The following is a 13,757-nucleotide window of genomic DNA, read 5'->3' as shown; positions in this document are numbered from 1 at the left end:
TTTTAATTAATTCCGTTTTCTATCCACTTAGGGCTGGTATCTCCCTTCAGAAAATAGTCTAGCCATTGCTCATAACGCCTTGTAAAATCAATTTGACTTTTGTCATTGGTAAGCCTGTGACGGTTCTCAGGATACACCAACATAATTTGCTTCTTCCCTAACCTTCTTAAGGCATTATAAAAGGCTATGCTCTGGTAATAATGCACCTGCCGGTCTAACTCACCCGTCCATATAAGCAGTGGTACCTTCACTTGGTCTGCAAACATAATCGGTGAGTTTTTCAAATAAACTTCCATACCCTCGTAAAGAGACTTACTCATACGCCATTGGTCAGACTCATAACGCCAAATCTCAGCACGCCCGTTATTCCAACCAACAGACAAATAACTACTTACCAAATCCGTTACGCCTGCCCCCACTATCACTGTCGCAAACAAGTCGGTTTGTGTTGCTATAAACGCTGTTTCATACCCACCAAACGAATGCCCCATCAATGCAATCTTGTCTTTATCAATCAAACCCATTTCTATTACCTTTTGCGTAGCGCCTATAGTACAATCCGTAGCACTCTTTCCAACATAGTCCGTTTCATAGGCAATGTCCGGATACAATACAAAATAGCCTTTTGAAGTCAACACGCTCAGGTTAAGTCCCCCACCGTTGTAAACACTGGGATTTACATAATTATGTACATGATTACTCATTTCTTCATAAATATAAACAACCATCGGATACTTTTTATGCGCGTCGTAATTCGCAGGATAAAACAAGGCGCCCTGCAACAACTTACCGTTAACTTCATAATCAATCAATTTGGAGCTGCCCCAATAATAAGAGGATTGCTGCGGATTACTGCAAAAAACTTCAACCGGTTTTCTATTTTTTGCCAAAGCAACCAATTTGGGTGATTCATTAAAGTCTTCAACTTTGCAATACAAGGTCAAACTACCTTCAGTAAAGCAAAGGTCAGTCACGGCTTTATCTTCAAATAGTAAAGGATAAGCAGTCCCTTGCCACCCATAATATCCGGTCGCTTTACTACGTCTTCCAACCGCTTTCAAATAAAATCCTTTCTCTAAAGACAGCAGTGGATAGGTGAATCCGTCTAAAATCGGAATCTTTTTCGTCTGCCCTGTCGAAGGAACAATCCTGAAAATAATTTCCTTTTCCCTTCCCTTAGTGAGTCGCTTAACCCCCAAATCCTTCAAACTGATGGCCCACAAATCAAAATCATCATAAACCAGCAAATCAGCATCATGCGCTGTCCAACCTGCAATGCTGAATGCCGGTTTTACTCCTCCTCTGGTATTTAATAAATGGAGCTTCCTCTGGAAGTTAACCGATACTCGGCTATGCTTTTTAGTCAACAGTTCATAAACAAACCAATCCTCATCAATGCGGTATAAAAAATATTTTCCTCCAAACGAAGGCATCACTTCGTCAGCCAAACACATTTTCTCCTGTAAATGTGAACCTACATCGGGCGACTTCAAATCCAAAACAAAACACTCAATTTTATTATTAAACTCAAACTGTGTTTTAACCCCTTTCGGGTTATAGGTTATCGCATACTGTCCGTCTCCACTCAGCATAATATTACTTCGTTCGGCGGTCGTTAACTTCAAAAACTGTCCCCCATCCGGCCACCACACATAACAAAATTGATTTTCAGGATGAGCTTCCCGCTCAGTCTGACTGTATATCCAGGTGTCATTGCCGTTCCAAATCTGTACCACGTCCTTTCCGTTGTCAGACAAACGCACCGCTCTCAGATAAAAGAACACTCGCTTGCCATCATGAGATAAAGTAAACTTACTAACCATCTTTTCATCAATAACATTACCTTCTCCGGTCGATTTAATAGGCAACTCAAATTCCCTCTTATCAAGCAATCTATAACAGTATAAACGCACTCCGTCGTTCTCTTTTTTAGGGCCTGTATCCCTTTTCAAACACACAAAGGAAGCGCCGTTTTGTTGCCACACGATGTTCTCAAAAACAACATCTTTCTCAGAGGCAAGCTTCTCAAAATGCTCCTGTATACCATCAAACGGGCAATAATGCAATGAAGCCTTTTCTTTGGCAATAGTATAAACCATTCCGGTTCCCGACGGATTAAAATAAAACCCCGTTACCCTTTCAATCTCGGCAAATGCCAATCCTTTACGCTCAAGAACAAGCTGTTGGTTCTCTTTCAAAACAACTAATGTATGACCATCACTTGAAAAACGAAACTTCCTTACACTATCAATCGCTTTGATAAATCCTGTTTTCAGGTTCAGCACTTTAAGCGTACTTCCCACCAAACAGGCAAATCGGTTATCCCGCCCAAAAACACCATGCGTCCCTTTCGGAAAGGCAAAACGCTTTTTCGCACTTTTATCACGTACAAAAAGGGTGTCCGATTTACTTTCATAAGCCAAATTATAACACACCCAATCCCCTGTCGCTGAAGCACATTTAATTTCCAAGGTGCTCCACAAACCATAGTCGCTTTCCGCGAGGTGTTTTTTTGGGGAAACCTGCCCCCATAAGGAGCAGGAAACAAACCCAAAAAAAATAATGAAAAAAATACTACTGTTAATATCCCGCATTTTGAGGCAAAAGGTTGGGATTAATCAATAACTCCGATTGGGGTACCGGCCAAAGGCTATCGTCACTGTTCCATCCGACTTTCACAGGGGTCAAAACAGCATCCAGTTTTCCGGTACGTTGCAAATCAAAAAAGCGGTGGCCAAACTCGGTAAAGAGTTCCACCCTGCGTTCTTTAATAACCGCTTCTATTATCTCCGCTTGCGTTACGGCTGTGGTACCGGCAAGTCCGGCGTTAGCACGAATAAAGTCTAAATCCTGCTTGGCGTTGCTCAGTTCACCCTGTCTGGCTCTTGCCTCTGCCCGAATAAGGTATTGCTCAGCAAGTCGCAAAACAATCGAATGCTCGGTAGTAGCAACATTACCGCTCCCTTGTTTATACTTATACGCATGGTGCCAGGTATTTACACCACTGGTAATGGTTCGTATCCAGGAAGTTCTTCGCAAGTCTCCGGTCTCAAAGGCATTATACAAATCAGGGCTTAAGGCAACCACAGGGGGTGGCCCGGCATTAAAAACAAAAAGGGCTCCCTCCTGCGTGTTTCCGGTGGTACCGGCAGGCGAAAATTGCCAAATCGTACCGGTACAGGCTTTCAAAAACACTTTATTCAAATCAGCCTCCCATACATACAAACCGGTTTGGTTTATCACCGCCGAGGCTTCATTACTGGCTTCTGCCCATTGCCCGTTATATAAATACAGCCGGGCCAACAATGCCTTGGCAGCAAACTTATTGGGACGTGATCTCATACTGCCAATATAATTCTCAGGCAACAAATCAGCAGCTTCTTCCAAATCACTAATACACAAACCATAAACCTGTGCTTTAGGCAATCGGCTTACGGAAACATTTTGCTGATAATCCGTTGTAGTAATGTAAGGACAGGCTCCATATACACCCACAAGGTACGAATGCAGCAAGGCGCGTGCAAAAAGAGCCTCACCGGTGAGTTGGTTCTTTTGTACCTGCGTCAATACCGACGAATGGCTTACTCCTTCAAGTACCGCATTAGCAGCATAAATTTGGCTGTAAGCACTATTCCATAAATCTTGAACATAGCTATGGGTGGCCGTCAAAGCATTACTGTAAAACGGATAGGCGCTGGTGGCCGATGTCTGGTACGACACCAACTCATCTGTATAAACACCGGCTAAGTGAGACAACCCAACCGGTCTACCGGTCATCAATCCAACATCACGCATTTTGGCAAAAACATCCTTCATGGCTGCCGATGCAGTATTGTAATCGGTAAAAACAGCCGCACTGGTCAACTGGGAATTCGGTTGCGCAACGTCTACAAAAGAGTCACAGGAAACAACCAACCCCAAAAGGAAACAACCTGCCAGATACGGCATCATATAACGAGTCATTTTTTGTTTATTTTTCATAATACATTTTTTTAAAGTTTAACATCAACGCCTAAACTAATAACCCGCATTGGAGGCAGGTAATTAAAACTCCTAAACTCGGGATCCCCGTCTTGGTATGCCGTAAAAGTCAAAAGGTTTTGTGCCTGAATATTCAACCTGCATTGAAGTCCTTTCAAATACGTGGGTACCGTGTAGGTCAATGCTATATTTTTTAATCGAATAAAAGAAGCATCGCTAATTGCTGCATCACTCAAAGCATACCGGCTGTAAGCTGTTGCCGCAGCACCATTAGCTCCTGTTGTATACACCTGTACATTCGAAATGTCTCCCGCTTGTTGCCATCCTCCGTTTGCAGAGGCCGGCTGATTTCCAAAGGCACCCGGTGGAGAATATTGCGAAACCGCATTCCAATTCAACTGCTTAACAAACTGAAACAAAAAATCCAATTGAAACCTCTTATAGCGTATTTGGTTTTGCAAACCACCAAAATACTCAGGACTCAAATCCTTTACCGTTTGTGCATCATCGGCAAACGTAATAACCCCGTCACCATTCACATCCTCAAATTCATAAACACCGGTCTGTGGGTTTACACCGGTCAAATGGTAAAGCTTTTGTATATTAATCGACTCCCCTATCACGTACTGATTGCGGTACGAACTGCTTGCAAGTCCCGGAAACGAAACCAGTCTATTCTTCATAAAGGAGATATTAAAATTTGTCGTCCATCCAAAATCCTTCCCTTGCACATTTACCGTTCTCAAAGTCAACTCAAGTCCGGTATTTTCAACCGTAGCATCCAAATTGGTCTGCATCGTCAAAAATCCTGTAGTCGAAGGCAAAGGCATTCCCACCAATTGGTTCGATGACCGGTTGTTATACCAACTGGCAGTAGCAAAAATGCGGTCTTGCAAAAAGCCCAGCTCTAAAGCGGTTTCAAGCTTAACATTCGTTTCCCAACTAAAATTCGGGTTAAACAATCGAATAGGCATCAGTCCAACCGAACCATCGTACAACCCTGTAGCCGATTGATACGTATCAAGATACTGGTAATCGCCAATTTGGTCATTCCCGGTAATCCCGTAACTCGCACGTAGTTTCCCAAAACTCAGGAACTTCATTTTACGTTGCAACAACTTCGCTTCCGAGAAAAGCCAAGCCGCCCCTATAGCGCCAAAATTGGCAAACCGCTTACCGGGACCAAACCGGCTCGAACCATCCCTCCTGCCGGTAAGGTTAACAATGTATCTCTCATCCCACGAAACGTTTAACCGTCCAAAAAATGCTTGGTATCGGTATCGTATCTCATCATCGCTCAAGGCCCTCAAATTACTGGCCGAGGCCAGGTTGTACAACAAACTGTTACTTGAAAACCCCGAGGCCAACTGCACCAATCGGTCCGTCACCTGGTTTTGAAACGTTCCTCCTGCCAACACATCAACCTTGGCCTTGCCCAACGCGCGTTGGTATTGCAACTGGGGCTCCGCTATCCACGACCGGCGGTTGGTGGCATTCACATAAATCGATGACGTTTGCGCCGTAGCAGCATACACCGGGTCATATACTGTTGAGGGGTTACTTCGGGATTCTTCATGCTTCAGGTCGGTAAAGCCAAAGCTTCCTTTAGCCGTAAATCCATACGGCAGCTTATACGATAGCGTAGTATTGGCAACAAAACTGTTGGTTTTGGCCAAGGCCTTGGCTTTCAGGGCTGCCAATGGATTTTCCCAAGTACTGTTTTCCCAGTTCAGGTTCCCGTCAGCATCGTATAGTGCCGGGGCATTGGGGGCTAAGTTTCGCGATACCCTCGTCAAATCCCTTGACGGCTGATCGTTATCCTGCACATCATAACTTCCCGAAAAAGCCATTTTAAACCGTTTGTCTTCGCCCTCGTGTCCCACGTTTACATGAGCACCGCCCTTTTTATACCTAAAATCACCCGGGAATACGGTACCCTGTGTCGAAGCGTTGGCACCCATCAAAAAATTGGTTTGGGCCGAACCACCCGAAACAGAAGCCTGCAGCGTGGTCATCTGTGCAGTACCACCGGTCAATTCCTTTTGCCAGTCGGTATAGCGGTCGCGGTCCCAGGTACCGTTCACATCATAAGCATTGCTCGGATAGTTGGTGATACCGTCGTTGGCAAAAGCCTGCTCTCGCATGGCTATATACTCTGCCGTAGAAAGCAAATCAACCATTCGGGTAACCTGCCCCGTGGCTGTGGTGGCCGAAGCACTAAACTGGGTTTTCCCCGCTTTCCCTTTCTTAGTAGTAATAAGTACCACGCCATTGGCACCTCTCGACCCGTAAATAGCAGTAGCATCGGCATCCTTTAGTACTTCAATACTCTCAATGTCATTAGGGTTAAGGGCATTTAATGGGCTGGTTGTAGTAGGCAGGTTGGTCGAGGTTTGGGCATTACCAATCGCGTCCGATGAAAAGGGCACACCATCAATAATATACATAGGAGCATTACCTATGGCTCTCAAACTGTTCAACCCTCTTATCCTAATATCAAAACCGCCTCCGGGCATGCCTGTCGTTTGTGTAATGTCTACACCCGCCATCCGGCCCTGCATCGCGGCCAATACGTTCAGTACGGGCTGCTTTTCAATATCCTTCGAACTAATTTTAGAAATACTCCCCGTCCGCTCCTTCTCTTTCACGGTATAGTAACCCGCATTCACGGTCACTTCTTTAAGCGTGGTAGCATCCTCCTGCATCGTCACATTTACAACACTGTCAACAGAGACTGCAACTGCAACTGTAGTATACCCAACATAAGTAAACACCAGCGTGTCACCCTCGGCAGCAGCTATACTAAACTGCCCTTTATCATCGGTAATGGTACTAGTAGGTTTTCCTTTAATAGAAACTGTAACACCCGGAAGCACTCCGTTAGCATCGGTTACTATACCGGTTATTAGCTGTTGCATTGTTTGGCTAATGGCTAAAAGCTGACCGCTGAAAGCCCTCTTGCTTCCCTTAGGTAAAGCATAACTGGCAAGACAGAAAAGATACACCCATATAAAAAAGGCATACCTAATAACCTGCTTACCCTTGAATAATGAAATTTTATTCATAATATTGGTTTGGTTAAATGAAACATTAGTTTTGTTTGCTTTAGGCCCTCTCTTCGCCGCCAAGCTATTCGGAGGGCCTTTTTTTGTTTATTGCCACCCTGAGCCAGCCTGTCCTGAGCTATGCCGAAGGATTGATGGGTCTTGGGTGCAGTGTAGCGGTTTTGTTTATTTCATAGGCTGTAGGGTTTAATGGTTTATAACTGTTTTAAAAAGCCTGCGCCGGGCATAGCAACTAACCCAACTTAAATAAAAACTCAACTAATACCCCATACGCAGGCTGTACGAGAAGTTGAAAAACAAAGAGAAATTAAGTGATAATAGGAAAAACTTTTCCCTTATCCCTAGTCCCTTATCCCTTAAAAAAATGATGAATCTAATAAGCCGGAGAAACCGTTAAAGTCTTAATACTTAATACTCCAGTCTTAATACTTTTTTCGCTTCGCGAAAAAAAAGGCGCGGAACTCAGCTTAAACGCTTTCAAGGCACTGGTATACCCGACGCACGAATAAGTGAGCCCACGCCAGTATCGACGTGAGCATCGTACTTATCATCTCGCGCGTTTAAAAATTACCAGTTTTTGAAAACGAGATTCAAAGCGAATGCTTCAATATTGTCATTTGAAGAATCGCAAATTTAAATAATTCGCTGCTAATATAAGAAAAATAATTCAATAAGGACTATAGTCCTTAGTTTTTTTATCTTTTTTAAACTCATTTTGTATAATGCATGAGTCGCTTAGTGAAATAGAAAAGTATATTATAACAAAAGTCAAAGAAATGAGAGAAAGCAAAGGCTTGAGTCAGGTCTCATTGTCTCTTTCTTTGGGTAAAAGCACTACTTTTATTTCAGATATTGAGGCACCTTCAAAAAAGGCAAAATATAATGTCAAACATTTAAATGATATTGCTAAAATTCTTGAATGTTCTCCCAAAGACTTTTGGCCAGAAAAACCATTTTAAATTATAAAAAAAATATGGCTCTTAAAAAAAAGAAGAATTAGCTTATTCCTTTTTTAGATTTGATGACACTGAGGAAATTCATATTTTTGAAGGGAAATTTACTCCCGATAACTGCTCAGCGAAATATTCGTGTATCTGCGGAAAAATTAATCGTAAAGACGATAATTTACAACTCATCGTCAAATGTTTAGACGAAGGTGAATCAAGAAATAGAGCAGCCGAATTAGGTAGAAACGTTTGTGGAGTTTGTGTTAGTCATTTGTATACTACTTATGTATAGAGTAATTTAAATGAATATGACAAAATAAGGACGCTTGAAAAGGTATCTTTTTATATTTATTAAGCCCTTGCCATAACGTAACTCAAAGTTTCATATCAAAAAAGGAGTACAAGACAATATTTTTTTCGTTAGATTTACAATAAATAGCCAATGTCAGATCAGGAAAAAGAAGACTTTGTGAAATATGCTCTTCAAAAAGTGCATTTCTATATCGAATCAAAATTTTGGTCTAAATTAGATAATGATACATTACATAAGTGGTTGAATAATTTCAAATCGACTGATGAAAAATATTGTGCAGCCAAGTTATTAGATAGACTTGTCTATTATTCAGAGGAAGATATTGTTCGACTATTAGAATTTGGATTTAATGAAATCGTATTGAAAAGGTACGTTTTAGAGTTAGAGTTAGAAAATGACTTTAAGGTATCTAATTACGACATTTTGAAATTTAGAAATAAATTTTATTCTAAATCTGTGATTGTCCCTCTGTTATCTAACAAAAATCCTAGCGAAAGTTCCTTAGCGATGACAAGGTACTTGACAAATGATCTTGGATTTCCAGAAAGTCGCATTCTTGATATTACCAACTTATCCGGTGAAGTTCTCAAAAATGCTAATAACCTTATAATTATTGACGACTTTATAGGGAGTGGCACTCAAATATTTGATTTCTGGAACGTAACCAAAATGAAAATTGACGATACAGAATATACTATAAATAAAATCAAGAGTCTTTATCCTAAACTTGAAATTGAATATCTTTGTTTGGTTTGTACAGAGGAAGGCTATTTGAATTTTCATACAAAGAATACCGCCGTCGGGTTGAAGATTACCTATTGCGAGAAATTAGCAAATAAGTTTAGGGTTTTTGGTAGCACATCTGTGTATTTCGATAGGGATGAGGTACAAGAAAATAAATCAATTATCGAAGGACTTTGTGATAAAAACGGAATTAGCTTATTAGGATATCAGGGTTTAGATTATGCAATTGCTTTTCACCACGATATACCAGACTCGTCTCTACCATTATTTTATAAACAAACAGAGAATTGGAATCCGTTATTTAGAAACAAAAAAACTAATACACAAACAGATGTCATCGTTTAACAATCCTTTTTCAATAGACAGAGCAGAGCAGTTAGGTGTTAAGCTGTTTGAATTTTACGCTAATCATAAAAATTTTGAAGGCCTACTTAAAAGTAAGTCACTAGTTATAGAAGGGGGAAGAGGCTCGGGCAAAACTATGTTTTTCCTCTACAATTCTTACTCAAATAAAAAAAATGAAGCGATTAGTAATGGATTAGATTTTAAGTCATTTTTTGAAAAAGAGAAAGTTATAGGCATTTATTTCAGAGCCGATTCAAATTTTGTTCCAGCTTTTCAACATAAAGGGATTGATGAGGATGAATGGACACAACTTTTTGGTCATTTTTTAAACATTACCCTTACTAAAAGGTTAATCGAAATTATAATTGACATACAAAAAGAGCTTATAAATTGGTCAGAAGAAACTATCGATGTTCCTACTGAATTGTCAATTTTTTTTGAAAAAGATTTAACTTCGTTTGATCAGTTATTGGAACTTGTCTTAAGGGAAGAAATACATCTAATCAGCTACATTAACAATTTAAACTCCGTAGAGCGACCTAAAGTTTTACCAAATAGTTATCTCCTCAATACGGTAGCAAAATCATTACTAAGTACTTCAATTTTTGAAGATAAAGCAATACACATCTTTGTAGATGAGTATGAAAATTTATTGGAGTATCAACAAAGATTGATTAATACGCTAGTAAAGCATCCTAATCCAGTTATATTCGATTTAGGAATGCGAAATAAAGGGTTAAAGACTTCCGAAACACTAGCAACAAGTGAAATTATTAGTGCTCCACACGACTTTAATTATTTTAACTTTGAACAATTTACCGAAAATGAATATGAAGAATTCATTATAGAAATCTGTAGAAAACGACTTCAAAAGGTTGATAGCTTAAAAGATTTAAATAATTCTGATTATTTTGATATAAAATTCTATCTTGGAAAATACAGCTATAAGTATGAGCTCAGTTTATTGCGTGAGGACTTAGCAGGCTCAATTAAACTTAAATTAAATGCAAATATAGGCACTAATGAATCTGCAAAAATTATGACAGAATCTGATGACTTGTTAATTTTACGTTTGAATTTAGTTTTAATTGAGAGAGGTTACGACCTAAATCATATTGCTGATGAATATCGTAAGTGGATCGATGGTAAACCATCGAAGTACTCAGATTGGTTGCATAATAATAAAATGGGGGTGGTATATTTATTATGTAAGGAAAGTAGCAGAGATAAATTATATTATGGATTTCAAACATACAAATCAGTTTCTTCTGGTATCATACGTTTTTTTATAGAATTATGTGAATCAGCCTTTAAACAAGCTTTTAGAAATGGTTTTTCATTTGATGAACCACGTGCTATAACAGCTGAAGAACAGACACAGGCGTCATACCACGTCAGTAGATACAAAGTAAATGATATTGAAACTTATACTCCTTATAGTAATTTTTTAAAACGGTTTGTTTTACTCCTAGGCAGTGTATTTGAGAAATTGCACCGTGATAAATTGCTTAGTGAACCAGAAAGAAACCATTTTAGTACCGATTTTGACAAGTTAAATGAGGACAGTAAAAGTTTTTTAAAGAATGCTGAATTATATTCAGTGTTGCAGATACGAGAGGAAACAAAAGTTAAAACCTCTACTATTGACTCTAATAATGTCGAGTATCATTTAAACCATATCTATGCACCATATTTTCAAATCTCTCCTCGTAAAATTAGAAGTCTTAAAATTGATCCAAAAAACTTGGATGCCTTGATAAACGGTGACAGTAAAAAGGCCAATGAAATCGCAAATGCGTTAGTTAAGGGAATAATTAATGATAGAGAAAATGATGCGCAACTCAAAATCGATTTATTCTAATGTTATACAACAGATATTATGAGTTAGGGTCAGATGATAGATTCAATGAGACTTTTAGAAACGTAGATATTGTATTTACAGGAAACAGCTCGGAAACTCGAGCTCAAAAAGTTATTTCACTGATAGAGGAGTTCTATACCGGCAATATCTTTTCAATCAATTACGATATTGAATTTGAAAAATATTCGATAGTTAATTCTCCTAAAAAAATTTCTTATCGTAAAGAAAATTTGAAGGATTCTGGGAAAGATTTATTAGTCGATTTTGAAAAAGATTTGGAAGATATCGGGATTGACAAAAAGGTCATACTTATTGACATTACTTCGTTGAAACACCCACTATTATTTTACTTTTTATCACTTCTAAAGACTAAATTTAAACCGAAAAAATTATTTGTAACATATACCGAACCAGAGGAATACGATCAACAAAAAATGGAAAATGTCACAAAAAAATTTGACCTTACTGAAAAATTTTGTACGGTAAATTCTTTTCCAGGATTTTTGCGAGTTTCAGATCATAATAAAGAAAAGCTTTTAGTAGCGTTGATGGGTTTCGAAGGCAATCGGTTTAGTAAAGCGTTTGAAGATGTCAACCCTTCAATGAGGAAAACCTATGCAATTGTTGGATTTCCTTCTTTTCAGCCGGGTTGGCAATATTATGTCTATTCAGAAAATCAAAATGCTTTAGAGCAATCAAAAGCGCACTTACTAATTAAAAGAGCTACTGCTAATGAACCTTTTAATATTTACAATATTTTGGAAGAAATTAAAAAGAATAATAATAACTACGAAATTACAGTTGCTCCAATTGGAACTAAACCTCACTCTCTGGGAGTCTGTATGTTCGCAATAGACAATCCTGATATTCAAATTTATTATGATTTCCCATCATTTGGCGACAAAAAACGAACAACTGGTGTTGGAAGTAGTTTTTTATATAATTTAACTGACTATATAAATGAATAATTTAGCTCAATTTTATACCCACGATAATTTTTCTAAGTTGCTATTATCTAAAATTTTAGCTAAAAATCCTAAACGAGTATTAGAAATCGGTGTAGGTGGAGGATCCTTGGTTCGCGCTGCAAAGAAAAAATGGAAACACAGTGATATAATTGGTGGTGATATTGACAGTATGAATGTTAGTACTTTGAAGGAGGAATTCCCTAGTATTAAACTTTTCGTTATTAATGGTCTTTCGTCACATTTAAGGGAAGATTTAAAGTTGGAATTAGGTTCGGTCGACGTCGCAATTTGTAATCCTCCTTATATGACGATTAAGAAGTCCGATGAATATGGAAAAATACTTGAGGAGAGTTTATTGGGATGTCTCGACAGCTACAGTCAATTAACATCTGACATAATATTTTTAGCTCAGAATTTGTTACTGCTTAAGGAAGGCGGTGAATTAGGAATAATTGTGCCAGATGGATTACTCACCTGTCAAAGATTTTCAATCTTTAGAGAAAAATTATTATCTAATTATAAATTAACGGGGGTTATTGAATTACCGTCCAAAATCTTTAAAAAAACTGAGGCTAAAACACATATACTTATCATTAGAAAATCAGTGTGCTCGTCGTTAAGCTTGCCAATTTATTTAGCCAATGAAAATGGGACAATAGCGTCTAAAATTCTAGTCAAAAAATCTGCTTTAATCTATCGAATGGATTACAAATACCATTCTTGGAAAAAGAATTCTAATCAAAAGACTTCCAATTCTCTTTTAGATCTAAATGTCGATATAATGCGTGGTTCTCGTTCAAAAAAGCAGTTAGAATCACTGCAAATAAATTACTTACATACAACAGATTTGAAAAATGAATATTGTGAATGTGAATTTCCATTGCATAAAACGATTGATTATCTTAGATATGCAGAGGAAGGTGATTTATTAATGTCTCGCGTAGGTAAAAGATGTATTGGAAAACTCATGTATGTAATTAAAGGTAATATTCCTATTTCTGATTGTATATATCGCATAAGAATTCCTTTTGAACACAGAGCCAAAGTAATTTCGAGTTTAAATAGTAAAATAGGAAAAGAATGGATTAATGCACATTCTCATGGGGTATGTGCAAAAGTTATTAGTAAACGTGACTTGTTAAATTATCAAGTAACTTATTAAGTTCGGATGACATGAATTTATAACATTCATTTTTATCATTAGATAAAATATTTTGACGTCGCACATAGTAATCTAATCGATTTTTTTTTTACCTTATTAAATGATTTTTCCCTGTTACATGATTAAAAGATGCTTGGGCATCTTTTTTTTTAATTCTATTAGTATAACGATTACTCACAAATTGCATACACACACGATAGCGCGGATTTGCAATCCGTAAATTTATCATTCAAAATTTCAAGTTTAAAAACTCATTTTTAGCATAACGATTACACCCAAATTGCATACATTTTTGAAATACTATTCAATACATTGATCCATTTAAACATCAAATCTATGGAATGGTATGAAATAGTAATTGTAATTCCGGC

At 38.2% G+C, this 13,757-nt stretch carries 8 protein-coding genes; 5 read left to right on the top strand and 3 right to left on the bottom strand.

Features of this window, described 5'->3' with window-relative positions; all coding sequences use genetic code 11:
* Positions 1-2 precede the first annotated feature (2 nt).
* The 3 genes from QHT84_RS11065 to QHT84_RS11055 are packed head-to-tail and all read right to left on the bottom strand — an operon-like array spanning position 3 to position 7,046.
* Positions 3-2,594 (bottom strand): alpha/beta hydrolase family protein, encoded by a 2,592-nt coding sequence (locus tag QHT84_RS11065; RefSeq protein WP_283239632.1) that lies wholly within the window; start codon positions 2,592-2,594, stop codon positions 3-5.
* Positions 2,581-3,981, bottom strand: coding sequence for a RagB/SusD family nutrient uptake outer membrane protein (locus QHT84_RS11060; protein ID WP_283239631.1), 1,401 nt, complete (start codon positions 3,979-3,981; stop codon positions 2,581-2,583). Before QHT84_RS11060 ends, QHT84_RS11065 begins: the two co-directional genes overlap by 14 nt.
* Before the next feature lie 11 nt (positions 3,982-3,992).
* Positions 3,993-7,046, bottom strand: coding sequence for a SusC/RagA family TonB-linked outer membrane protein (locus QHT84_RS11055; protein WP_283239630.1), 3,054 nt, complete (start codon positions 7,044-7,046; stop codon positions 3,993-3,995).
* Between the two features lie 776 nt (positions 7,047-7,822).
* Here QHT84_RS11055 and QHT84_RS11050 point away from each other — a divergent pair.
* From QHT84_RS11050 to QHT84_RS11030, 5 genes are all read left to right on the top strand, one after another.
* The gene (locus tag QHT84_RS11050; protein WP_283239629.1) at positions 7,823-8,005 is read left to right on the top strand and encodes a helix-turn-helix domain-containing protein; all 183 of its coding nucleotides are present in this window, start codon (positions 7,823-7,825) and stop codon (positions 8,003-8,005) included.
* Positions 8,006-8,435: 430 nt separating this feature from the next.
* Positions 8,436-9,395, top strand: a complete 960-nt coding sequence (locus QHT84_RS11045; RefSeq protein WP_283239628.1) for a phosphoribosyltransferase-like protein — start codon at positions 8,436-8,438, stop codon at positions 9,393-9,395.
* Positions 9,382-11,256: an ORC-CDC6 family AAA ATPase gene (locus tag QHT84_RS11040; RefSeq protein WP_283239627.1), complete on the top strand. Its 1,875-nt coding sequence runs from the start codon at positions 9,382-9,384 to the stop codon at positions 11,254-11,256. Before QHT84_RS11045 ends, QHT84_RS11040 begins: the two co-directional genes overlap by 14 nt.
* The gene (locus QHT84_RS11035; RefSeq protein WP_283239626.1) at positions 11,256-12,224 is read left to right on the top strand and encodes a hypothetical protein; all 969 of its coding nucleotides are present in this window, start codon (positions 11,256-11,258) and stop codon (positions 12,222-12,224) included. The genes QHT84_RS11040 and QHT84_RS11035 overlap by 1 nt, the downstream gene beginning before the upstream one ends.
* Complete coding sequence (locus QHT84_RS11030; RefSeq protein WP_283239625.1) at positions 12,217-13,386, top strand: N-6 DNA methylase; 1,170 nt, start codon at positions 12,217-12,219, stop codon at positions 13,384-13,386. Before QHT84_RS11035 ends, QHT84_RS11030 begins: the two co-directional genes overlap by 8 nt.
* Positions 13,387-13,757: the final 371 nt, after the last annotated feature.

It is taken from the genome of Flavobacterium sedimenticola (assembly GCF_030053345.1).
In the GTDB taxonomy this organism is placed as follows: domain Bacteria; phylum Bacteroidota; class Bacteroidia; order Flavobacteriales; family Flavobacteriaceae; genus Flavobacterium; species Flavobacterium sedimenticola.
This window is presented reverse-complemented; position numbering and strand designations above follow the sequence as displayed.